Origin of the sequence: Tardiphaga robiniae (assembly GCF_013359755.1) — a bacterium.
Taxonomy (GTDB): domain Bacteria; phylum Pseudomonadota; class Alphaproteobacteria; order Rhizobiales; family Xanthobacteraceae; genus Tardiphaga; species Tardiphaga robiniae.
Genome location: NZ_JABMCJ010000077.1, coordinates 33,059 through 57,372 on the forward strand (window position 1 = coordinate 33,059; position 24,314 = coordinate 57,372).

Below are 24,314 nucleotides of genomic sequence, written 5' to 3' on the forward strand. Positions count from 1 at the left end.
AATATAAAGCTAAGATGGCAAGCCGAGTCAATCGGGATCATCAGCCACTTTTTTAGCATTTGAAATCAAAGGGATTTTTGAACATGGACCTGAAGCGCAAGCTGGAGATCCTGGCAGATGCCGCGAAATACGACGCGTCCTGTGCGTCCAGCGGTACCGAGAAACGGGACTCCCGCGACGGCAAAGGCATCGGCTCGACCGATGCAGGCATGGGGATCTGTCATTCCTATGCGCCGGACGGCCGCTGCATCTCGCTGCTGAAGATCCTGCTCACCAATGCCTGCAATTACGATTGTCTTTATTGCGTCAACCGGGCCTCCAGCAATGTGACGCGCGCCCGCTTCACCGTCGACGAAGTGGTGCAATTGACGCTGGATTTCTACCGGCGCAATTACATCGAGGGACTGTTTCTCTCGTCGGGCATCATTCGCAGCGCCGATTACACGATGGAACAGGTTGTCGCCGTCGCGCGAAAACTGCGCGAGGAGCATCACTTCCACGGCTATATTCACCTCAAGACCATTCCGGAAGCCGACGATACGCTGATCACCGAAGCCGGCACATATGCCGACCGGCTCTCGATCAATATCGAGGTGCCCGAGGAAGACAGCCTGGCAAAGCTGGCGCCGGAGAAAGACGTCCGCGCCATTCGTCGCACCATGGGTCGATTGCGGTTGAAGCTCGATGAAGCCCGCGAGGGTCGCAAGCCGACGCCGCGCGGCAAGGTCGGGCCGCGTTTTGCGCCAGCCGGCCAGAGCACGCAGATGATCGTCGGCGCCGACAGCGCCAATGATTCAACCATCATCCGGACTTCGGCTAATCTGTACGGGTCCTACAATCTGAAGCGTGTCTATTACTCCGCTTTCAGCCCGATCCCCGATGCCAGCCGCGCACTGCCGCTGCGCGCCCCGCCGCTGCTCCGCGAGCATCGGCTGTATCAGGCTGACTGGTTGATGCGCTTCTACGGCTTCGACGCCGACGAGATCGTCGATGACAATGACGGCATGCTGTCGCTGGACATGGATCCGAAGCTCGCCTGGGCGCTGCGAAACCGCGACCGCTTCCCGCTCGACGTCAACCGCGCCAGCCGTGAAGACCTTTTGCGCGTGCCCGGTTTCGGCGCCAAGGCCGTGCAGCGGATCATCGAAACGCGCCGCATCTCGTCTATCCGCGTTGGCGATCTCGCCCGGCTGCATATCTCGCGGAACAAGGCACTGCCTTTCATCGTTCTTCCGGATCATCGCCCGGCCGTTAATTTGCTGGACGGCGCGAGACTGGCCGAGCGGTTCAAGCCGAAGGCGACGCAATTGGGATTTGGGTTTTAGAGTTTCATTTCAGGAGACCTGATGCACAGTATCGTGCTGGACAGCGACACCGATTTCGAAGGCTGGCGCAAGGCGGCACGCAAACTGGCGATCAACGACATTGCTCCCACTGACGTGACATGGACGGTTGCAGGCGCCGAGCCTGAATTGTTTCCGGCCTCGCCCGAGACGTTGCTCTCTGACGCCACGCAAGGCGCTTTCAACGTCTCGGCCAAATTCGTCGAACTGGCGCACACCGCGATCCTGCATCGCGATCCCGAACGCTTCGCCCTGCTCTATCGCTTGCTGTGGCGGCTGCGCGACAATCCCAATCTGATCCACGTCGCGATCGATTCCGACATCGCTAAATTGCAGGCGATGGCCAAGGCTGTCCGGCGCGACGAACACAAGATGCATGCTTTCGTGCGGTTTCGCGAACTCGGCCGTGAGCCGAAGTCGCATTTCGTCGCCTGGTTCGAGCCCGAACATCACATCGTTGAACTCGCCGCGCCGTTCTTCGCGCGGCGCTTCGCCGACATGGCGTGGTCGATCCTGACGCCGGATCTCTGCGCGCATTGGGACGGCCACGCGATTTCCATCACGCCCGGCGTCAGCAAGGCCGATGCGCCGACCAAGGATCGGCTCGAAGAGGTATGGCTGACCTATTACGCCAACATCTTCAATCCGGCGCGATTGAAGACCAAGGCGATGCAGAACGAGATGCCGAAGAAATACTGGCGCAACCTGCCCGAAGCCGCGCTGATCAAGCCGCTGATCGCGCAAGCTGAACGCATCACAGGTGACATGATCACGGCAGAAGCCAGCGCGCCCAGGAAACCGCAACGTCGGGAGGAGACGATGGTCAAGTCGCATGCAACCAAAACGGCCGAAGATACCGGGAAAGAAAGTCTTGCCGCATTGCGCGACGAAGCCGCCGATTGCCGTGCTTGCCATTTGTGGAAAGATGCGACGCAAACCGTGTTCGGCGAAGGCCCTCAGCATGCTTCTGTGATGATGGTCGGCGAACAGCCCGGCGACAAGGAAGACCTCGCCGGCAAGCCGTTTGTCGGGCCGGCCGGACAGATGCTTGACAAGGCGCTGAAGGAAGCCGGCATTGTCAGAGACAAAGTCTATGTGACCAATGCCGTAAAGCATTTCAAATTCGTGCCGCGCGGAAAATTCCGTCTGCACCAGAAGCCGGCAACGCCGGAAATCAAGGCGTGCCGTCCTTGGTATGAGCGCGAAAAAGCGTCCGTGAAACCCGAGCTCGTCGTCGCGATGGGCGCGACAGCCGCGCAAAGCGTACTCGGCAAGATCACGCCGATCGGCAAGACGCGTGGCCGTATCATCGAGGCTGACGACGGCACACAGGTTCTCGTGACCGTACATCCATCCTATCTGCTACGATTACCCGACGAAGATGCCAAAGCCCGCGAATATGCGCATTTCGTCGATGACCTGCGCATCGTCGCCAAGCATCTGAGCGCGTCAGCGCGCGCAACCTGACGGTCAAATCACAAATTCACGCATTACACGCCGCGTATCCATCTCGAATTCGAGATCGACCACCGGCGGCCGCGCAAAATGCCAGGTCATGCCCTGCCGCGACGCACCGCGCTTGACCAGCTCATCGGCCACCACGGGATGGAAGTCCTGTACCGTGTAGATCTGCGTCGCAGTCGTGTCCTGCCATGAGAAGCCGAATTCGCCCAGACGCTCCTCCATATTGCTCATGGTCATCCTCGTTTTCTCCCGGAATGCGTCCAGCGAGGTCTCGCGATAGCGCGTGATGCGCTCGGGATATGTTCCAGGACCGCCGCGCGCTTCAGCACCACCCGCAATCACGAAAGTCGGCTTGGCACCGAGCGACGGCCGCGTGAACGAGAACGCGTAAAACGACGGTTCACTCGGCGGATCGATCTCAAGGCACACATTGCTGCGCGCGACGGGATTATTCGTGCCGTCGAAGATGCCCCATTCAGCAAGCGTCTTGACATAGTGCTCGTTGAATGTCCGGAAGCCAGCTTCGTCGACCACTGCAGGCGAGCGCAACTCGCAGGCGCAGAACGATGTCAGCGGGCGATCCGCCGCGAGAATGTAATCGGCAATACGCGCAAACCCATCGGCCAATGGCAGCCAAGTGTCGAAACGAACGCGCTCGATCTCGAAATCCGCATTGGCGGCAACGCCGCTGGAATACTGAAAAACTGCGGGAAGATAGCGATAATTGCCGGCCGGAAAATCGCGCGTCATGGGATGGGTCCTGTGGAGGCCATGCGGGCCGCCAAAAGATAATGGCGGATCGCATGAAGCGATCCGCCATCCAACCTCAAACCATGTGTCCCCGCAAGCTCAGCTTCGCAAGGCTGCGTCCGTGCGATCAGGCAGTCCGCGTATGCTCCAGATCGAATTCCTCGATCTGCTTGGCGCGCTCCGTCTCTTTGCCGGCGCGGTGATCGGTGGCGATGGCCACGTAAACCGCGGGCAGCACGAACAACGTGAACAGCGTACCGATCATCATGCCGGAGACGACCACGAGGCCGATCGAGAAGCGACTCGCAGCACCTGCGCCCGCCGCGGTCAGCAACGGCAACAGGCCGGTGACCATCGCAGCCGTGGTCATCAGGATCGGACGCAGACGCACGCGGGCAGCCATCTCGATGGCCGAACGACGATCGAGACCTTCCTTGAGCTGCAGTTCGTTGGCGAACTCCACCATCAGGATGCCGTGCTTCGAGATCAGACCGACCAGCGTCAGCAAGCCGACCTGGGTGTAGATGTTGATCGTCGCCATGCCGAAGAACAGCGGGATCAACGCGCCCAGGATCGCCATCGGCACAGTAATCATGATCACGAGCGGATCGCGCAGACTTTCGAACTGCGCTGCCAGCACCAGGAAGATGATGATCAGCGCGAAGCCGAACGCCACTGCCAGCTGATTGCCTTCCTGCACATACTGCCGGGAATCCGCGAGATAATCGTGGTTGAAACCCGACGGCAGTTGCTTGGCGGCACCCTCAAGGAAGTCGACCGCCTGCCCCACCGTCACGCCGGGCATCGGCACCGCCTGGAAGGTCGCCGAATTCAGCTGGTTGTAGTGCGACAGCGCGTTCGGGTTGGTGCCCGTTTCGACCTTCACCAGCGTCGATAACGGCACCTGCTGACCCGTGATCGTCGGCACATAGTAGTTCGCCAGCGAATCCTGCGAGAGCCGCATGCCGCGCGGCACCTGCGGGATCACCTGATAGGAGCGCCCCTCGAGGTTGAAGCGGTTGGTGTAGTTGCCGCCGAGCAGCGTCGCCAGCGTACTGCCGATGCTCGACATCGTAATGCCGAGGTCGTTGGCCTTGGAGCGATCGATGGAGACGCGCACCACCGGCTGATTGAAATCGAGATCGCTGTCGCTGACGATGAACAGGCCGCTCTTGCGCGCGGTGTCCTTCAACTTGACCATCTCCTCATAGACCGACTGGAAACCGTTGGTCGAGCTGATCACCATCTGGATCGGCAGACCGCCGGGACCGCCCGGCAGCGCCGGAAGGTTGAATGCGAAGGCGTTGACACCCTCGATCTTGCTGAGTTCGGCCTGCACCAGCGGCTTCAGCTGCGTGGACGAACGCTTGCGCTCGTCCCACGGCTTTAGCAGCATGCCGGCGATACCGTTGCTCGGACCGTTGGTGCCGTTGATGATGAAGCGCAGATCGGTTTCCGGGAACTTCTTGAACGCCTCGTCCATGCGATCGCCATAGAAATCCGCGTAGTCGATGTTGGCGTATTTCGGTGCCTTGGTCACCGCAAACAGAATGCCCTGATCTTCCTCGGGCGCCAGCTCCTTCGACGTATTCATGTACATGAAGCCGACGAGACCGAGGATCACAACGGCGAACATGGCCGTGATGGGGCGATAGTCCAGCGAGCGATCGAGCTGCCGGCCATACCAGCGCGTGGTGGCGCCGAACACCTTGTCCACCTTCTTGGCGAACCAGCCCGGCTCTTCCTGCTTCAACAGCACCGAGCACATCATCGGTGACAGCGTCAGCGCGATAACGCCGGATACGATCACCGAGCCCGCCAGCGTGAAGGCGAATTCGCGGAACAGCGCACCGGTCAAACCGCCGATGAAGCCGATCGGCGCATACACCGCCGCCAGCGTGATGGTCATGGAGATGACCGGACCAACGATCTCGCGCGCGCCTTCCAGCGACGCCTGCACCGGCGATTTGCCCTCCTCGAGATGGCGGTGGATGTTCTCCACCACCACGATGGCGTCGTCGACCACGAGGCCGATGGCGAGCACCATCGCCAGCAAGGTCAGCAGATTGATGCTGAAGCCCATGACGAGCATGAGGCTGCAGACGCCGACCAGCGACAGCGGAATCGTCACCACCGGAATGATGACCGAGCGGAACGAAGCCAGGAACAGGAAGATCACCACGATCACGATGCCGACGGCTTCGATCAGCGTGTTCTGAACTTCCTCGATCGACGACGTGATGAACTTGGTGGAGTCGTAGGCGACCTTCATCTTCAGCGATGGCGGCAGGTTACGCTCGAGTTCGGGGAACAGCGCGCGCACGCCCTTGACGATGTTGAGCGGATTGCCGAGCGGTGTCGCCTGCACGCCGATAAAGATCGCGCGCTCGCCACTAAACGCCACGCTCGCGTCTGTACTCTGCGCGGCAAGCTCGATGGTGGCGATATCCTCCATACGGACAAAGCCGCCGTCCTTGGCTTTCACCGTCATGCGCTTGAATTGCTCGACGTTCTGCAGGTCGGTATTCGCCGTCACATTGGAGACGATGTAATAGCCCTTGGTCTGACCGGCCGCCGCCTGGAAGTTGTTGGCGCGGATCGCCGCAGCTACATCGTCCGGAGATACACCGCGGCCCTGCATGCGCAGCGGATCGAGCCACAGGCGCATGGCGAAGGTCTGACCGCCGAGGATTTCGGCCGACGCCACGCCGTCCACCGTCGACAGGATCGGCTGCACCGCGCGCGTCAGGTAGTCGGAGATCGCCGAGCCGGATAGTTCCTCACTGGAGAAGCCGAGATACATCACCGCCGTCGTCGATCCCGTGGACTTCAGAATGACGGGGTCATTCGCTTCGCGCGGGATCAGATATTTGACCGAATTGACCTTCGACAGCACTTCGGTGAGCGCGGCATTGGGATCGACGTTGAGCTTGATATAGACCGAGATCAGGCTCTGGCCCTGCGTCGATGCCGACGTCATGTAGTCGATGCCTTCAGCAGCCGCGACGGCCTGCTCGATCGGCGTGGTGATAAAGCCCTGCATCAGGTCCGGCGACGCGCCGGGATACACCGTGGTGACGGTGATCACGGTGTTCGACAGTTTCGGATACTGACGGATCGGCAGGCTGGTTGCAGCCTTGAAACCGATCAGCAGGATCAGCAAGCTGACGACCAGCGCCAGCACCGGGCGCTTGATGAAGATATCCGTGAAGACCATTGCGGTCGCTCCGTCATCGGCACCATCTGCCGGCCATCACAGGCCGCGCGACGATGCGAGAAAATTCATTCAGATGAACCGGGACGGACCGCATGTCGCGGCCCGTCCATCGGGTTTCAGTTCAGCGGCGGCTTCGCCGGAATCTGCGGTAATGGATCGGTCGAGATCGACACCAGCGCGCCGGACTGCAACTTGAGCTGTCCGACCGCCACGACGCGATCACCGGCTTTCAGGCCCTGCGTGATCACCGCACGGCCATCGATGCGGTCGCCAGTGCGCACGAAGGTGCGCACCGCCGAGAGCTCGGTCTTGCCATCGTCGGTCTTCTTCTCGGTGATCAGGTAAACCGAGTCACCATAGAGCGTGTAGTCGACTGCGGTTTCCGGCACGGTGATCACAGCCGGTTTGTCCGGCAGCACGACGGTCGTGGTCGCGAACATGCCCGGCTTCAGAATGCCTTCCGGATTCTGCAGCGTCGCCTGAACACGAATGTTGCGCGTATCCGCACTGATCTGCGGCTCGATCGTGGTGATCTTGCCCTCGAACTTGCGGCCCGGATAAGCGTCCACCGAAATGCGCACAGCCTGACCGACCTGCAGCTTGCCGGAGTCTTTTTCCGTGACCGTGAAGTTGTTGTAGACGGCGGACAGATCGGTGAGTGACACGATCTGCGTGCCGGCCGTCAGGTACTGGCCGACCTCGACCCGACGCGTGCCGAGCACGCCGTCGAACGGCGCGCGCACCTGCTTCTGCGAAATCACCGCTTCGGTCTTGGCGATATTGGCCTGGGCCTGATCATACGCCGCCTGCGTGGTGTCGACGGTGGCCTGCGGACCAACCTGACGCTCGGCGAGCTGTTTGGCGCGGTCGAGATTGATGCGCGCAACAGTGGCAGCCGCCTTGAAGTTGGCGAGGTCGCCCTGATCCGGTCCGTCGAACAGTTGCACCAGCGGCTGGCCGGCCTTGACGGTCGCGCCCGCGGTGAACTGGATGTCGGTAATGCGGCCGTTGACGTCGGAGGTGACGTTGACCTGATGCACGGCGGCGAGATCGCCGACGGCGCTGATCAGGTTGGGCACCACTTCGGACTTGGCATCCGCAACACTCACCACTGTCGGCGGCGGCTTCATGGTGGCGAAGAACTGCTTGATCATGTGGGCGCGGAACGCGTTGAAGCCCACCAGGCCGCCCACCAGTATCGCCAGCAGGATGCCGACGATGATGAACCAACGCACCATCCGCGGACGCGGACGGGGCTTCTCGACAGTCGCACGCGGCGCCGTAGTGCTGTTGGGTTCGGTCGTGAGTGTCATGTCATGCGCTTTCTGTCGTAGTCGCTGGCATCAGGTACGCCGGAAGCTCGCGATCGATATACGTCGCGATCGCCGTGTCTTTCAGTCCGATACCGCGGAGAATAAACTCACAAAGTTGCCGCTCGTTGTCGGCGGTGCTGGCATAAGGCAAACAGGGAACCGAGGGAAGGCGCGATAATGCCGCCATCATCGCGGTGTGGTGCGCGAACCAGAAAAGACCCATCGGCTCTTTTCCGATCCGAACCGCGTCGTTTGTTCGGACAGCGTGTTCAAGTGACGCCGTAAAGGTCGGGCCAATCAGTTCGCCGATCTTGTCAAACAGCAGCCGGGCGAATTCACCGTCCTGCAATTGGCTGATGACCATTAGCCGCAGGCGCTGTGCCTCTTCATGATCGGGATCGGGATCGCGCGGAATGTCGAGGAAGTGCCCGACCATGCCGCGAATCAAAATCACCAGCGTCTCGGTCGACGGCGGCAGACCGAGCAGCTTGTTCAGTCCGGGATCGGCTTCGCATTCCTCCGCCAGGATCTCGGCATAGAGCGCCGACTTGGTCGGGAAATGCTTGAACAGCAAGCCTTCCGAAATCGACGCTGCAGCCGCCACGCTCTTCGTCGTCGTGCCGGCAAATCCGTTGCGCGCAAAGCATCGCTTCGCCGCGCTGAGGATCAGCTCGCGCCTGAGGTCATGGGTCATTCGAAGTGTGCTCATAGCGTCGTGAGTAAGCACTCACCTCTATTCGTGTCAAGAAAATGGTGCATCGCATCCGGAGAATGACTGCAGGTGGTATCTGGCCGCCACAGTGTTGCATTCTCGCGACGCCTATGCGCCAAGCTATGCGGTCCCCTCAAGATGAGGGGTGGCAGCGCGCCGTGAGGCGCAAAGGGTGGTTTTTATCGCGATCCGCTCCACCGGAACGCCGGTAAGCTGCAACCGCGCAACGCCTCACGGCGCGCCACACCGCAGACAAGTTTACGTAGTCTGCGACTGCTAGGGGCGATTTCTGTCCCCGGGCCGTGCTTCCTGGGACGTGGCGCCGGCAGGTTTCCCCGCTTTGCCTGTCCCAGTCCAGCCGTTTCCGGCAGAGCCCCGTAATGGGCCCGGACGGCTACCCAAGGCCTCCCGAATGCGCGAGGTACGTCCCCTCGCCGCCCGCGGGCGCCACAATCCCAGCTCCACCTCAAGACGCCTCTAGAAGCGCGCCTCGCGAACCGGATGAGCGGAGGACAATCCTTCTAGGTATATTGTCAGAATATATAGGAAAAAATGTTTAAGCTCTACCTCTCAATTGTCATTCCGGCCCGCGCAAGAGCGCGTCCCGGAATGACAATTGAGAGGTTCGTGCGTTTCGGCACCACACCGTGCTCTACACCACCGTTTTATGCCGCTCGATGCAGGTCGTCATCACCTCATCCATCGACTTGCTCCACCAGTTCTCCGAGAAGATCTCGATCTCGGAATAACCGGCGAAGCCCTGCGCCTCGACGGCGGCGCGGGCGGATTTGATATCGATGACGCCGTCGCCCATCATGCCGCGGTCGTTGAGGATGTCCTTGGTCGGGACCAGCCAGTCGCAGACGTGAAATGCGAGCAGACGGTCCTGCCCTGCCCGCGCGATCTGGGCATACAGTTCCGGATCCCACCAGATGTGATAGACGTCGAGGGCGACGCCGAGCATACCGGTGCGGTTGGGATCGAGCCGGTCGCAGATATCAAGCGCCTGCTCGGTGGTGTTCACGCAGGCACGATCGGCCGCATAGGCCGGATGCAGCGGCTCGATGGCCAGCGGCATCTTCGCCTGCCTCGCATATTCCATCATCTCGGCGATGCCATCATCGACCTGCGCACGCGCATTGATGATGTTCTTCGACGGCGCAGAGCCCGGCCGCGAATATTGCGGCAGGCCGCCGACGACCAGCACGATGCACGGTGAGCCCAATGCCACCGCTTCATCGACGCAGCGCTTGTTGTCGTCGCGCTGCTGCTGGCGATGGGCTTCGTCCGAGACGAACATGCCGCCGCGGCAATAGCCGGACAGTTCGAGGTCGTGATCCCGCACCGCCTTCACGGCCTTGTCGAGGCCGACATGAGCGACCTGATCGCGCCACGGCGAGACGCCGCGGATCTTGTGGCGGGCACAGGCTTCTGCGATGGCGACGAAGTCGCCCTGCTTGCGGACTGTCGCCGTGTTCAGCGACAGCCAGCGATGGTCATTCGAGAAGTCCCGCATCTCAGGCTTCGATCCCACGCGTTGCCATGATCGCCTTCATACGCTGCGTCGCCAGTTCGGGATTGGCCAAAAGACCGGCCTTGTCGGCGAGACGGAACAGTTCGGCGAGATGCTGCGTCGAACGCGTGCTCTCCTGCCCGCCGATCATGGTGAAGTGATCCTGATGGCCGTTGAGATAGGCCATGAACACGATTCCCGTTTTGTAGAACCGCGTCGGCGCCTTGAAGATGTGACGCGACAGCGGCACCGTGGGACCAAGCACGTCGTGGAAACCGGCCTCGTCGCCTGCCGCCAGACGCGACAGCGCATAGGATGCCGCCGGCGCGATGGCATCGAAGATGCCGAGCAGTGCATGGGAGAAGCCCTTGTCGTCGCCGGCGATCAGTTCGGCATAGTTGAAGTCGTCGCCGGTATACATCTTCACTTCGGGCACAAGGCGGCGGCGCATGTCGATCTCGCGCTGCGCATCGAGCAGCGACACCTTCACGCCGTCGACCTTGGCGGCGTTGCGGTTGATGACGTCAACGGCGATATCCATCGCGGTGTCGAGGCTCGACGTGCCCCAGTAATTCGCCAGTGCCGGATCGAACATGTCGCCGAGCCAGTGGATGATCACCGGCTGCGCCGACTGCGACAGGATGCGGTCATAGACGCGGCCGTAATCCTCGGCGCTCTTGCCGAGCTTGGCCAGCGCACGCGACGCCATCAGGATGATGCGGCCGCCGACCTTCTCGATCGCTTCGAACTGCTGTTCATAGGCCTTGATCACGTCGTCGATCGACTTGGCATCTTCCACCGCGAGGTGATCGGTGCCGGCGCCGGAGAACACAAGCGCGCCGCGCGGCTTGGCCGCCGCGACGGAGCGCGTGATGAGTTCGAGCGAGGTCGGCCAGTCCATACCCATGCCGCGCTGAGCGGTGTCCATCGCTTCTGCGACGCCGAGACCGAGATCCCAGACGTGTTCACGAAATGCGATGGTGCGGTCCCAATCGATGGTCTGATTGAGCCACGGATCGCACTCCGCCAGCGGATCGGCGACGATATGCGCCGCCGAGAAGGCGATGCGGTTCAGCGTGCCTTCCAGCTTGGCCGGAAACGTGCGCGACGCTGCGAGACGATAGGTCTCGATCGAACGATCGGCCTTCGGCAGCTTCAGCGACAGAGACGACGCAGTCGACGTGGGCATGACTGGCTTGTTCATGGCGGACCTCAGACCTTGAGTGTGGGAACGTCGATCCAGCGGCGCTCCTTCCAGCTTTCCAGCGCGCATTCGACGAGCTGCACGCCCTTGGCACCTTCGAGCAGCGTGTACTTGTAGGGCGCATCCTCACAGACGTGACGGATGAACATTTCCCACTGTTCCTTGAAGCCGTTGTCATAGACGGCGTTGTCCGGAACCTTCTGCCAGTCGGCATAAAAATCGTGGGTGCGCTTCTCGTCGGGATTCCAGATCGGGCGCGGCGTCGCCTGACGCGCCTGGATCATGCACTCGGTGAGACCGGCAACGGCCGAACCGTGGGTCCCGTCGACCTGGAAGGTCACGAGATCATCGCGATAGACGCGCGTGGCCCAGGACATGTTCATGTGGGCGATGACACCGCCCTTCAGCTTGAAGGTCGCATAGGCCGAGTCGTCGGCAGTGGCCGTGTACTTCTTGCCCTGCTCGTCCCAGCGCGCCGGGATGTCGGTGGTGCCAAGGCACGTCAGGCTCTCGACTTCGCCGAACAGGTTGTCGAGCACGTAACGCCAATGGCAGACCATATCGAGGATCATGCCGCCGCCGTCTTCGGCGCGGTAGTTCCAGGACGGGCGCTGGGCTTCCTGCCAGTCGCCTTCGAACACCCAGTAGCCGAACTCGCCGCGTACCGAGAGCATCTTGCCGAAGAAGCCAGAGTCACGGAGCATCGCAAGCTTCTTCAGACCGGGCAGGAACAGCTTGTCCTGCACGGTGCCGTGCTTGAGACCCTTTGCGTTGGCCTTCTTGATGACGTCGAGCGCGGCTTCGAGATTGGTCGCGATGGGCTTCTCGCAATAGATATGCTTGCCGGCCTCGATGGCGCGGTTGAGCAGACCCGGGCGTGCCTGGGTGGTCGCCGCGTCGAAGAAGATGCTGTCGTTCTTGTCGGCGAAAGCCTTGTCGAGATCAGTGGTCCAGCGCTCGATGCCATACTTCTTGGCGAGGCTTTCGATCTTCTCGGCATTGCGGCCGACCAGGATCGGATCCGGCATCATGCGGTCGCCGTTCTTCAGGGTCACGCCGCCCTGCGCACGGATCGCGACGATCGAGCGCACGAGATGCTGGTTGAGACCCATACGGCCGGTGATGCCGTTCATGATGATGCCGAGGCGGTGGACAGCCATAGTCAGGACTCCTGGAGAACTTTAGTTTGAGAATGATCGGATGAAGCGAGCTGGAGCGGCGACAGCACCGACCAGTCCGGATGTGCGCCGGATGCAAATCCGGCAGAGGTCAGCGATCCCGTAAGAAGATCGCCGTCGTGAATCGACAGACGGACGATATCGCCATCGCGGCGGTAGAGATCGGGATGCGCCGTCAGGAAGGCCTCGGCCTCCTCCGCTGGTGCAGTGCCGAAACCATCGACGTAGTGATGGCCGTTGCGTTCGGCATGGGTGACGCCGATCAGCGCGCCAAGCGCCAGATCCTGCTGCATGCCAAGGCCGGCCTGGCAGGTGAGATCCTCGCCGGTGATAAAATGATCGACGCCCTGCGCGCTCCACGCCGCAGCGCGAGTCGCATTCGCAATCGACTTGTAGAAGCCCTTGCAGGATTTCGAGGAAATGCCGCGATAGCCCAGCGCCTTGGCGGCGGGGAATGCATCCCAATTGTCGTCAGCCTCATCAATGATGAAATTGCGCGACGACAGTTTGCCGAGCGGCGATTCGCGCGTGATGTCGCGCGGCATCGGCTGTTCGATGTAAAGTAGCCTGGATGCAATCGGCGCCAGTGCGCTGTCATTGTCGAGGCGATCGACCAGCGCGCCGAGCGCGTTGAGATCGGCATATTGCTCGTTGGCGTCGAGCGTCACCTGATAATCGTAAGGCAACATCGTCAGCGCGTTGCCGATCCGGGTCAGGCGTGCGGCGTCTGCCGCGGGATCACCATTCATCTTGAGCTTGAAGTATCGTGCGCCGCTACTCTCTCTGGGGTCGGCGACACCGCCCTCGCCTTCGATCACATCATCGAGGCCAACGGTGTGGCGCAGCGCGACGCGCCCAAGCCGGTGACGGTTGGCCAGGAACGTCGCGATATCGTCAGCGCCGAGATCGGGCGCAAGACGCGCGGTAAGACCGGCGACGTTGGCCTTCATGCCCGTGAAGAAATCCGTGCCCAAGCCACGTAGCAGTGCGTCAAGCACAGCTTTGTCGATCTCCGCCGGCCCGAAAGCCGCCGCCAATGGTGGAATGTCCAGTTCGGCGCAGGCCTTCATCTGGTCGCCGATGCAGGCCGCATGCAGGCCGAAGGCCGAGATGAAACCGGACTGCGCGCGATAGAGCTCTTTGGCGATGACCAGCGACTGCCGCAGCTCGTTCACGGTGTCGCCGATGGCCAGATGCGGCCGCTTGTCGAACCACTTCGGCACCATCAGTTCGGCTGAGGCGCCGACGAACACGCCCTTGCCTTCGACCTCAAGCTCGACCCGCACGAAAGCCTGCGGCGCGGCATTGACCGTCACGGCACCAAAGCGAAACGGCCGCACGAATGCCACGTGGCGCTCGAACAGCGTAATGTCTCGCAAGGCGATCCGTGTCGACATGGACATGGGCGCTAGTCCAGCGTGCTGTTGGTCATGAAGTGCTTGCGGATGCGCGCGACCAGATCGGTGAAGATCGGGTTCGACATCGCATCGAGCGTGCGCTCGCGGCCGAGCGGCACGTCATAGATCGCGGCAATGCCGCCGGGGCGCTCGGTCATGACCAGCACCTTGTCGGCAAGGAAAACCGCTTCCGGGATCGAATGGGTGATGAGGAGAATCGTCTTGCCGGTGGTGCGCTGGATGCGCGACAGCTCGACATTCATCTTCTCGCGCGTCATGGCGTCGAGCGCGCCGAACGGCTCGTCCATCATCATGATTTTGGGATCGTGCACCAGCGCACGGCAGATCGAGGCGCGTTGCTGCATGCCGCCGGAGAGTTGCCACGGCAGCTTCTTCTCGAAGCCTTCGAGGCCGACCATCTTCAGAAGCTCTTTCGCGCGCGGGATATATTTCTCGCGCGGCAGATTCTTCATGTCGATGGGCATCAACACGTTGTTGATGATGTTCCGCCACGGCAGCAGCAGCGCATTCTGGAACACGATACCGACATCGCCATGAGGCTCGGTGACTTTCTTGCCGTCGACGTGGATTTCGCCTGATGTCGGCGCAAGAAGGCCGGAGATCAGCTTAAGCAGCGTGGACTTGCCGCACCCGGATGGACCGACCACGACGAAGAATTCGCCGTCATTGATGTGGAAGTCCAGGGGACGCAGCGACTGCACCTGGCCGTCGCCGGTCCCATAGGTCTTGGAGACGCCGGAGAGATTGATCCCCGACGCCTTCGATGGTGCGGACTGCTCGGATACGACGCGAAGATGCGCACTCGGTTGATCGACGCTCATGGTCCTCATCGCTGCAGTCATTACGGCTGGTCCTGTTGATTTCGTCAGTTCGGTCGAGATAACCGGGCCGGTTACTTCGGCAGATATTCGTTGGTGTAGAAGGCCTTCGGATTTTCCTTGGCCTTGGCTTCCAGACCGCCATATTCGACCATCAGCTCTACCGATTCCTTCATGTTCTGATCGGTGACCTGGAACGGGCGCTTACCCTTGGTTTCCGGCGTGGTGTAGAGCGGGATGGTGAGTTCGAAGCCCTGGGTCAGGGTCTCGATCTTGCCGCCCTTCGGGTTGGCATCGAGGATCGACTGCGCGGCAGCCTTCGGCTCCTTCGACGCAGCTTCGACGGCCTTGGTGGTGGCCGACATGAAGCGCTTCACGAGATCCGGATTGGCCTTGGCATAGTCGGTATTGGTGATGATGCCCGACGACACCAGATGAATGCCGTAATCGGCGAACTTGATCGGATACACATCCTTGCCGGTGGCATCCTTGATCTTCATGGACTGGTCCATGACGTAGCCGAGCAGCAGGTCAGCCTGGCCGTTGATGACGGCGTTGAGCTTGGTCTGTCCGTCGCCGGCGACGGTCTTGAAATCGGATTCCTTGAGGCCCGCCTTCTTGAGGAACAGCGGCCAGATCTGGGTCATGGAATCCGCCGGCGTGATCGCCACGGTCTTGCCCTTGATGTCGTCCGGCTTCCTGATGTTCTTGTCGACGAAGCCCATCACCGACATGGCCGAGGTCTGCAGCAGCACGCCGGTGGCGATCACCGGGGCGCCCTTCACGGCTGCGCGCATCATGGTGGGAACGTCGACATAGCCGAAGTTCACGCTCTTGGCGGCAACGGCCTGCACGGTGGCCGCCGAACCGCGGCCTTCCTGGATGTCGAGATCGATGCCTTCGGCTTCATAGATGCCCTTGGCCTTGCCGTAATAGAACGGCGAATGCTCACCATAGACATACCAGTTGAGCATCAGCGTCACCTTGTCGGCCGCAGCCGCCGGCGTGGCGAGTGCGAGCGTGACGGTGATCGCGGCAGTCGAAACAGCAGTAACCCATTTCAGCATTTTTAGCCTCCCATTGAAGCAGGTGATCGCGGCCCGTTTCGCCGGACCGCTTGTTTGGAAATTGCGCGTCCCCGATCAGGACCCGATGAAGACATCCGCGCGCTGACTGACGTGCCAGGGAATCGCAAAACGTTCGATGCGATCGACCAGCCAGAACAGAATGACGCCGAGCAGCGCGAGGATCACGAGAGCCGCAAACATCGTCGGCAGATCGAAGGTGCCGATGGAGCGCTGCAGCACATAACCGATGCCGGAATTGGAGCCGACGAATTCACCGACCACCGCGCCGACGACGGCGAGCGTGACGGACACCTTGAGACCGGAGAAGATCGCCGGCAGTGCGTGTGGCAGGTTCACCGCGCAGAACACGCGCAAGCGGCTGCCCTTCATGGCGCGGGCGAGATCGACCATATCGGGATCGACCGACTTGAACCCCTGCACCGCCGACACGACGACGGGAAAGAAACCGAGCAGAAATGCCGCGATGATCTTCGGCACGATGCCGAAGCCGAACCACACCACGAACAAGGGCGCGATGGCGACTTTGGGAATCGACTGCGAGAACACCAGCAGCGGATAGACATAGCTTTCGACGGTCCGCGAACCGGCGATCAGCATGGCAATCGGGATGCCGAACACGGCGGATGCAAGGAAGCCGAGCAGTGTCGCGTAAGTCGTCGGCCCTGACTGCGCGAGCAGCTCGGGCCAATCGGTGTAGAGCACCTTCACGACGTCGCCGGGCGCAGGGATTTGATAGGCGGGAATGTTGAAGATGCGGATCGCGAGATCCCAGCCGACCACGATCATCACCAGCAACAGGAATGGGCGCAGCCATGAGGCGTTCAGCAGCTTCGATATACTGCCGGGTGCTTTCTTCTCACTCACGCGTCTCGTCTCCCAGATGCCGGCTTCGCGGTCGCATTTAACTCGTTGGATAAATACAGCGCATGGCTTCACCGTTGTCAATTGGCCGCTTAACTAGCGAAAATTACACAATGATTTCAGGCGCTTTGGCGGGCCGAGGTGTGGACAACCGTCGCCGGCGGGAGCTGGAATTCGGCCACGGATCGGCCGGTGAGCGCCGCCAGGACGAGCGCCACCATATGCGCCAGCCGCTCGTCCCTCGCCTCCTTCGCCAGGAGATCCCTGCCGAAAATCACGCTGAGCGTGGCATTGTTGCCGATATAGAAAAAGCTCAGCGCGGCGATGGAAATGTAGAGCTGCACCGGATCCATCGCGACCTTGAAATCGCCTGACGCGACGCCGCGCAAAACCACCGTGCGGATCATCTCCACGAAGGGCGAATGCATCGACTTCACCTTCGTGGAGCGCTTGATGTGCTTCGCGCGCTCCAGATTCTCGGTGTTGAGCAGCGCGAGGAATTCCGGGTTGCGGATAAAATAGTTCCAGGTGAAGGCGATCAGGCTCTCGATGGCCTCAGGCGGATCGAGATGTTCGAGATCGAGCGTGCGTTCTTCGGCGCGGATCTGCTCATAGGCACCTTCGAGTACCGCAAGATAGAGCGCATCCTTGTTGCCGACGTGATAGTAGAGCATGCGTTTGTTGGCGCCGGCCTGCGCAGCGATGCGATCGACGCGCGCACCGGCTAGGCCCTTGCTCGCGAATTCCTTCTTGGCAGCCTCGAGAATGCGCAGACGCATCCCTTCCGGGTCACGCTGCCACTTCAATGCTTTCTTCGGCGCTTTTTTAGTTGTTTTTGCCAAACCCGGATCCCGTCGCTCAGCGGAATGACGCAACAGCCGCACGTCTATCGCGTGTAGCATGCGTTTGCCCGCTTGAGAACAAAGCATGTTCCGGGCCATATACGCAAACGGGCATCGCCTTTTGCAGGTGCCGTCGCTATCACTGCCCTGCCCCAACCGGACCTGCTTGTGCCTGCCATCATCACAGACCCGTTCTTCTATGCCGTCGCCATTCCGGCGGTGATTTTCCTTGGCCTCTCCAAAGGCGGCTTCTCCGGCGTCGGCATTGCCGCCACGCCGCTACTGGCGCTGTATCTGCCACCGCTGGAAGCGGCCGCCTTGCTGCTGCCGGTGCTGATCACGCAGGACCTGATCTCGATCTATGTCTATCGCCGCGAGTGGGACGCCTCGAATCTGAAGATCATGTTGCCGGGCGCCGTCGCCGGCATGACGCTGGCGTGGCTGCTTGCCTCTTATATTTCCGACAATGCCGTGCGTATCACCGTCGGTCTGATCGGCCTCATCTTCGTGATCGACGTCTGGCGCAAGCGCGCCAGAATCGAACCGACCCGCATGGGCCCGGCCGGTGGCGTATTCTGGGGCGCGGTATCGGGTTTCACATCCTTCATGACTCAGGCCGGCGGCCCGCCATTTCAGGTCTATGTGCTGCCGCAGCGGCTGCCGAAGCTGGTGCTGGTCGGGACCACGACGATCTTCTTCGCCGTCGTCAATGCGCTGAAGATCGTGCCCTATTTCGCACTCGGCCAATTCCACGCCGGCAATTTCGCGACATCGCTGGCGCTGCTGCCGATGGCCATCATCGCGAACTTCATGGGCATCTGGCTGGTGAAACACACGCCCACCAATCTGTTCTACAACATCGCCTATGCCCTGCTGCTGGTGATCTCGCTGGTGCTGCTGTGGCAGGGCTGTTCGATGTTGTGGCGGTAGGTGGCAATACGTAGGATGGGTAGAGCGCAGCGAAACCCATCGCTTTCATGCGTTTAAATGATGGGTTTCGCGAAGACGCTCTACCCATCCTACACCTCTACACATCCTTCCCCGTCCGCTCGATCAGCAGCGTCGGAATTCCGCAGGTGCCATCGCGGAGGCTGACAACACGGGTGCCCGGCTTGCGGCCACTACGCACCTCCGACACGTTGACATGCGCGGCGAGCAAGCGCTCGCGGACGGCATCCGCGTCAGCGACGCGCCAGGTCATGCCCCAGAGCTTGTCGCGATTCTTGTCGGCCTTGTCGTCGGGGCGATGCACGACCTCGACGATCAGATCGCCGCAGCGGAAGAACATCAGATGGCCCCACTCCGGATTGGAGCGATCCAGTGCCATGTCGAGGCCCAGTCGCGCGCCATAGAGCGCAGCGGCGCGCTCCGGATCCTGCGTGGCGACAACGATATGGTCGAGGCCAAGGAACGGCGCATCGCCCACCGGGGGCGACACCGGACGCTCGTCGGACAGTTCGAGAAAGAATTGCCGGACACCGCGCGTCGCGTCCGTCGCCGCACGGGTACGCTTCCAGGAGAGTGTGGCGCCGGTCTCGGTATCCCTGCTCTCGACCTCGGCGATGGGATCAGGCTTCAGCGCCAGGCGATCGAGCCGGCGATGCATCCCAGCGATATCGCCAGTCCGGAAACAGATACTGGCCAGCGTCGCACCCTGCTCCGGCAGCACGGCCCTGATGCGATCGGCGGCCGGGCCGTGACCGACAGGCGCCATCAGCTCGACCGACATGTTGGCCACCGTGAAGATCGCCATGGCCGCACCGTCGCTGGTGCTGCGCCAGGCGGGCGCGCGGGCGAACAGGGTCTGATAGGTGGCGATCCCCACCTCCAGGTCCTCCAGCAAAATGACGACGTGATCCAGCCCGGCGATCATCGCATCCCTCCCCTCTTCGTGGCGTTGTTGTGATCGAACTATGCCAGTTTTCGAGCCGCAATGCTGAAAACCGACTCCGCCCGGCTGCGGCATCCTGCGGCATCGCACAATTTCGGTGGTGACCTCGTCGCAACCGCTGTTAAGCTGACTGATGCGCCGTCTCCGGACGGTGCAGCCATCCCTCAGGCGAGACGGACGGATTCATGAAGGCACTCTTTATCGGACAGACCTATATCGACGTCACGTTCATTACCGACCATATGCCGACCGGCGACGAGAAACATGTCGCCTCCGACTATGCCGTGTCGTTCGGCGGCAATGCGGTCACCGCCGCCTTCTGCTGCGCCAAGCTGGGCATCGTGCCCGATCTTATCGCCACCGTCGCCAATGACTGGCTCGGCCGCATGTTCATGGACATGTCGGCGAAATACGCCATCGAGGTCCATCCGCGCAAAGTGGCGAGTTCGTCGCTGTCCTTCATCATGCCGAAAGACGGCAAGCGTGCCATCGTCCGCTGCCGTGACGACGAACATATCCATCCCTTCCCGCTGCTCAATCTCGGCGCCTGCCGCGCGCTGCATATCGACGGCCATCAGCCCGATGCCGCGATCCACTACGCGAAGCTCTGCCGCGAGGCTGGCATCCTCACCTCACTCGATGGCGGCGGCTTGCGCACCAACACCCATGAGCTGCTGGAGTTCATCGACGTCGCCATCGTCGCCGAACGTCTGTGCGAGCAGATGGATCTGACGCCGGAGAAAATGCTCGACTATCTCAAGAGCCGCGGCTGCCGCGTCGGCGGCGTCACGCTCGGCGAGAAGGGCCTGCTCTGGTATGACGAAGCCGGCACCGTACATACACTGCCCGCGCTGCCGATCCCGCGCGAGAAGGTGATCGATACCAATGGAGCCGGCGACGTGTTCCACGGCGCTTACGTCTATTCGTATCTGGCCAATCCCGGCCATAGCTGGGCCGAGCATTTCAAATTCGCGCGGGCCGCATCGACCTTCAAGATCCAGCGACTTGGTAACGAAGCGGGACTACCGACATTGGCTGACATCGCAGCGGTGCGTGAGGAATATCGGGCGCAGGTGTGACCACCATGGGCCGGATTATCGTTGCCGGCAGCATCAATATGGATGTGGTCGCGACCGCCGACCGCCATCCGGCGACCGGCGAAACCGTGGCAGGGCGCGAGGTATTGTATTTTCCCGGCGGCAAGGGCGCCAATCAGGCCGTGGCTGCGGCGAAACTTGGTGCAGCGACCATGCTGATCGGCTGTACCGGCGCGGATGCCTTTGGCCACGACACCAGGGCATTTCTGGCCATGCAGGGCGTCGATCTCGCTCACGTGCGCGAAGTCACTGGCGTTGGCACCGGAGCGGCGATCATTACCGTCGCAAATGCCGACAACACCATCATTGTCATTCCCGGCGCCAACGCGCTGGTGAGTGCGGCCGATGTCGCCGCGCCCGCACTCCGAAAAGGCGATGTCGCCGTCAGCCAATTCGAGATTCCGCTGCCGGCCATCACGGCTTTCTTCACGCGGGCGCGCGCATCCGGTGCAACGACAATTCTCAATCCGGCACCGGCGATGCCGATTGACCGTGAGCTGATGGCTCTGGTGGATATTCTGATCCTCAATGAAAGCGAACTCGGCCTGCTTGCAAGTCTCGAACTGCACGACACCGATCCCGATGCGCGCTTCATCGCCGCCGCATCGACATTGCAAACCGATCATCGGCCGAACATCTGCATCACGCTGGGCAAGCGCGGCGCGATCGCGCTGATCGATGGCCGGGTCCACCTCGAAGCCGCCCGCATCGTGAAGGCCATTGACACCACCGGTGCCGGCGACTGTTTCGTGGGGGCTGTTGCCGCAAAGCTTGCGGATGGACATTCACTGCAGAGCGCCATTGGCTATGCTAATGTCGCCGCCTCGCTTTGCGTACAGCGGATGGGCGCCGGGCCGTCGATGCCGACAGCGAAAGAGGTGTCGGCGGCTGCCGGCTAGCGTCAACCCTTCCCCTTCGCCGTCATGAAGTCGAAATCGCAGCCGTCATCGGCCTGCAGGATCGTGGTGTGAAACAGATGCGCATAGCCGCGCTTCGCCCAGTCCGGCGTCTTCGCTGGCGGGAGCGCAGCCTGGCGCTTCGCAAGCTCGGCATCGTCGACCAACAGATCGATCGACCGTTTCGCCACATCCAGACGGATCATGTCGCCGTTCTTCACAAGCGCCAGCGGGCCACCCACGGCGCTCTCCGGCGTGATGTGCAGCACAATGGTGCCGAAGGCTGTACCGCTCATGCGCGCGTCTGAAATACGCACCATGTCCTTCACGCCGGCACGCGCCAGCTTCATGGGGATTGGCAGATAGCCGGCCTCAGGCATGCCCGGTGCGCCCTTGGGACCGGCATTGCGCAGCACCAGCACGTCATCCGCAGTGACATCGAGATCAAGGTCATCGACGCGGTTGGTCATGTCCTCGACGGACTCGAACACAACAGCACGGCCGGTGTGCTGCATCAGCTTGGGCGACGCAGCGGAATGCTTGATGACCGCGCTGCGCGGCGCCAGATTACCGTGCAGGATTGCCAGCCCGCCTTCGCGCTTGATCGGATTGTCCTTCGAGCGGATCACGTCCTGGCCCGGCACTTCTTCGGCATTCGCCACGATCTCGCGCAACGTCTCGCCGGTGACGGATTTCGCGTCGAGATCGATGAGATCGCCGAGCTGCGCCATCAGCTTGGGCACGCCGCCCGCGTGATGGAAGTGCTCCATATAGTGATCGCCTGACGGCTTCAGATCGACCAGCACCGGCACGTCGCGGCCAAGCTCGTCGAAAGCGGCGAGATCGATCCGGTTCGGCGTGCGGTTGGCCATCGCGGTGAGATGAATGAGGCCGTTGGTCGAGCCGCCGATCGCCTGCAGCACCACCTGGGCATTGCGGAACGAACCCGGCGTCAGAAATTCACTCGGCTTCGGCCCCTTGTTCTTGGCGAGCGTCGCGGCAACCTTGCCGCTGGCTTCGGCGGACCGGAAGCGCTCGGCATGGGGCGCCGGGATTGTCGCGCTCATCGGCAACGACAGGCCCATGGCTTCGGTGATGCAGGCCATGGTCGAGGCCGTGCCCATCACCATGCAGGTGCCGACCGACGGCGCGAGGCGCGCATTGACGTCGTCGATTTCCTGCTGGTCGATCTCGCCGGCACGGAACTTGCCCCACATGCGTCGGCAATCGGTGCAGGCGCCGAGCACCTCGCCCTTGTGATGGCCGACCACCATCGGGCCGACCGGGATCACGACCGTCGGCAGGTCCACTGAGAGCGCCGCCATGATCTGCGCCGGCAACGTCTTGTCGCAGCCGCCGATCACGACGACCGCATCCATCGGCTGCGCCTTGATCATCTCCTCGGTATCCATCGCCATCAGGTTGCGCAGATACATCGAGGTCGGATGGGCGAAGCTTTCGCCGATCGAGATGGTCGGAAACACCATCGGTAGCGCGCCGGCCAGCATCACGCCGCGCTTCACCGCCTCGATGATCTGGGGCGAATTGCCGTGGCACGGATTGTAATCGCTATGGGTGTTGGTGATGCCGACGATGGGTCGATCCAGCGCATCGTCGGAATAGCCCATGGCCTTGATGAAGGCCTTGCGCAGGAACAGCGAGAACCCGGCATCGCCGTAACTGGTCAGCCCCTTGCGCAATCCGTCGGCCATGTCGCGTTCCCATTCCAAGCTTGTTTTGAATGCTTCTTATGAAGCCGCCAAAATTCTTGTCAATGCGCGGGACGGACTGGCTGGGCCCCTATTTCGGCTCCCACACCTTGCTGAAATCGCCGGCGAATTCGGCGCTGCAAAATGCGCCGCCCTGATAGAAATCACCGACCGGATCGGGTTTCATCTTCGCCTGTTCCGCCATCGCGTGTTCGCGGTGATCCTCGGCTTTACCGATCGGGCGATAACCGAGTTCATAGGCGCGGGAGTTATCCCACCAGGCGCGCTCGTTATAGGATGCGCCATACAGCACCTCGAAATGGATCGCGGGATGTTCGAGCCCGATCTGGCAGAGCTGCACCAGATCCTCAGGCTTCAGCCAGATCGACAGCCGGCGCTGATCCAGCGGCCGATCACCGAAATTGCCGATCCGCAGACATGTCACCGACAGCCCGTATTTGTCGGCATAGAGCGAGCCCACCGCCTCGCCGAACACCTTGCTGACGCCGTAGCGGCTGTCCGGTCGCGCCGTGACATCCGGCGGGATCTTGCTGTGGCGTGGATAGAAGCCGACCGCATGGTTCGACGACGCGAAGACGATGCGCTTGACGCCCTTCTTGCGCGCGGCCTCGAACAGATTGTAGCCGCCGATGATATTGGCCTGCAGGATGGTGTCCCAAGGTCCCTCCACCGAGAAGCCGCCGAAATGCAGGATGCCGTCCACGCTCTCGCAGATCGCCTCCACCGCGGCGAGATCGGCCAGATCGGCCTGCTTGAAATTTTCGTTTGGCTTGAGATTTGGCGGCGTTGTGAGATCGCTCAGCACGAGGTCCGGATAGATCAGCGGGAGCAATTCCCGCAAGCGCGTGCCGATTCCGCCAGATGCGCCCGTCATCAAGATCTTCATTCCGTCCCTCGTAATGTTGTCAGTTGTCAGACAAGTATGGCGCGGTACAGGCGCAACGGCAAGGCAGTGGAACCGGCATTGCTTGCCGCCTAC

General features: G+C 61.6%; 20 protein-coding genes. 5 read left to right on the forward strand and 15 right to left on the reverse strand.

All coding sequences use genetic code 11. From position 1 onward, the window contains the following. Positions 1-83 precede the first annotated feature (83 nt). Together HP556_RS08825 and HP556_RS08830 are read left to right on the forward strand one after the other, a co-directional pair. Positions 84-1,325 carry a putative DNA modification/repair radical SAM protein gene (locus HP556_RS08825; RefSeq protein WP_175366677.1) on the forward strand — a complete coding sequence of 414 codons (1,242 nt, stop codon included), beginning with the start codon at positions 84-86 and terminating at the stop codon, positions 1,323-1,325. Between the two features lie 21 nt (positions 1,326-1,346). After that, a complete protein-coding gene (locus HP556_RS08830; protein WP_175366678.1) occupies positions 1,347-2,810 on the forward strand; it encodes a UdgX family uracil-DNA binding protein in 1,464 nt (487 codons plus the stop codon). A 3-nt stretch (positions 2,811-2,813) separates the two neighbouring features. Here HP556_RS08830 and cnbZ read toward each other — a convergent pair whose 3' ends face one another. From cnbZ to HP556_RS08890, 12 genes are all read right to left on the reverse strand, one after another. Then, on the reverse strand, positions 2,814-3,557 hold the full coding sequence (gene cnbZ, locus HP556_RS08835; RefSeq protein ID WP_175366679.1) for a 2-amino-5-chloromuconate deaminase CnbZ: 744 nt from the start codon (positions 3,555-3,557) through the stop codon (positions 2,814-2,816). Positions 3,558-3,684: 127 nt separating this feature from the next. Next, positions 3,685-6,774 carry a MexW/MexI family multidrug efflux RND transporter permease subunit gene (locus HP556_RS08840; RefSeq protein WP_175366680.1) on the reverse strand — a complete coding sequence of 1,030 codons (3,090 nt, stop codon included), beginning with the start codon at positions 6,772-6,774 and terminating at the stop codon, positions 3,685-3,687. 116 nt (positions 6,775-6,890) lie between these two features. Then, on the reverse strand, positions 6,891-8,087 hold the full coding sequence (locus HP556_RS08845) for an efflux RND transporter periplasmic adaptor subunit (RefSeq protein WP_089266964.1): 1,197 nt from the start codon (positions 8,085-8,087) through the stop codon (positions 6,891-6,893). A 1-nt stretch (position 8,088) separates the two neighbouring features. Continuing rightward, positions 8,089-8,796, reverse strand: a complete 708-nt coding sequence (locus HP556_RS08850) for a TetR/AcrR family transcriptional regulator (protein ID WP_175366681.1) — start codon at positions 8,794-8,796, stop codon at positions 8,089-8,091. Positions 8,797-9,451: 655 nt separating this feature from the next. Continuing rightward, a complete protein-coding gene (locus HP556_RS08855; protein WP_175366682.1) occupies positions 9,452-10,315 on the reverse strand; it encodes a sugar phosphate isomerase/epimerase family protein in 864 nt (287 codons plus the stop codon). A gap of 1 nt (position 10,316) precedes the next feature. Then, complete coding sequence (locus HP556_RS08860) at positions 10,317-11,516, reverse strand: dihydrodipicolinate synthase family protein (protein ID WP_175366683.1); 1,200 nt, start codon at positions 11,514-11,516, stop codon at positions 10,317-10,319. An 8-nt stretch (positions 11,517-11,524) separates the two neighbouring features. Then, positions 11,525-12,676, reverse strand: a complete 1,152-nt coding sequence (locus HP556_RS08865) for a Gfo/Idh/MocA family protein (RefSeq protein WP_175366684.1) — start codon at positions 12,674-12,676, stop codon at positions 11,525-11,527. 2 nt (positions 12,677-12,678) lie between these two features. Beyond that, positions 12,679-14,091, reverse strand: coding sequence for an enolase-like domain-containing protein (locus tag HP556_RS08870; RefSeq protein WP_175366852.1), 1,413 nt, complete (start codon positions 14,089-14,091; stop codon positions 12,679-12,681). A gap of 11 nt (positions 14,092-14,102) precedes the next feature. Then, positions 14,103-14,954, reverse strand: coding sequence for an ABC transporter ATP-binding protein (locus HP556_RS08875; RefSeq protein ID WP_175366685.1), 852 nt, complete (start codon positions 14,952-14,954; stop codon positions 14,103-14,105). Positions 14,955-15,004: 50 nt separating this feature from the next. Next, the gene (locus HP556_RS08880) at positions 15,005-15,997 is read right to left on the reverse strand and encodes an ABC transporter substrate-binding protein (RefSeq protein WP_089266958.1); all 993 of its coding nucleotides are present in this window, start codon (positions 15,995-15,997) and stop codon (positions 15,005-15,007) included. 75 nt (positions 15,998-16,072) lie between these two features. After that, entirely contained in the window at positions 16,073-16,804 is a 732-nt protein-coding gene (locus HP556_RS08885) for an ABC transporter permease (RefSeq protein WP_246297556.1), read from the reverse strand. Between the two features lie 194 nt (positions 16,805-16,998). After that, the gene (locus HP556_RS08890; RefSeq protein ID WP_309949136.1) at positions 16,999-17,658 is read right to left on the reverse strand and encodes a TetR/AcrR family transcriptional regulator; all 660 of its coding nucleotides are present in this window, start codon (positions 17,656-17,658) and stop codon (positions 16,999-17,001) included. Positions 17,659-17,889: 231 nt separating this feature from the next. On the opposite strand from HP556_RS08890, the gene HP556_RS08895 reads away from it, so the two are divergent. Then, positions 17,890-18,651 (forward strand): sulfite exporter TauE/SafE family protein, encoded by a 762-nt coding sequence (locus HP556_RS08895; RefSeq protein ID WP_120291166.1) that lies wholly within the window; start codon positions 17,890-17,892, stop codon positions 18,649-18,651. Between the two features lie 97 nt (positions 18,652-18,748). On the opposite strand, the gene HP556_RS08900 is transcribed toward HP556_RS08895, so the two are convergent. Further along, a complete protein-coding gene (locus HP556_RS08900) occupies positions 18,749-19,594 on the reverse strand; it encodes a VOC family protein (RefSeq protein ID WP_175366687.1) in 846 nt (281 codons plus the stop codon). Between the two features lie 203 nt (positions 19,595-19,797). On the opposite strand from HP556_RS08900, the gene HP556_RS08905 reads away from it, so the two are divergent. Together HP556_RS08905 and HP556_RS08910 are read left to right on the forward strand one after the other, a co-directional pair. Further along, entirely contained in the window at positions 19,798-20,691 is an 894-nt protein-coding gene (locus tag HP556_RS08905) for a sugar kinase (RefSeq protein ID WP_120291164.1), read from the forward strand. 5 nt (positions 20,692-20,696) lie between these two features. Beyond that, the gene (locus tag HP556_RS08910; protein WP_175366688.1) at positions 20,697-21,608 is read left to right on the forward strand and encodes a ribokinase; all 912 of its coding nucleotides are present in this window, start codon (positions 20,697-20,699) and stop codon (positions 21,606-21,608) included. 2 nt (positions 21,609-21,610) lie between these two features. On the opposite strand, the gene HP556_RS08915 is transcribed toward HP556_RS08910, so the two are convergent. Together HP556_RS08915 and HP556_RS08920 are read right to left on the reverse strand one after the other, a co-directional pair. Then, a complete protein-coding gene (locus HP556_RS08915) occupies positions 21,611-23,317 on the reverse strand; it encodes an IlvD/Edd family dehydratase (protein ID WP_175366689.1) in 1,707 nt (568 codons plus the stop codon). An 88-nt stretch (positions 23,318-23,405) separates the two neighbouring features. Continuing rightward, positions 23,406-24,221 (reverse strand): NAD-dependent epimerase/dehydratase family protein, encoded by an 816-nt coding sequence (locus HP556_RS08920; RefSeq protein WP_246297536.1) that lies wholly within the window; start codon positions 24,219-24,221, stop codon positions 23,406-23,408. Positions 24,222-24,314 lie beyond the last annotated feature (93 nt).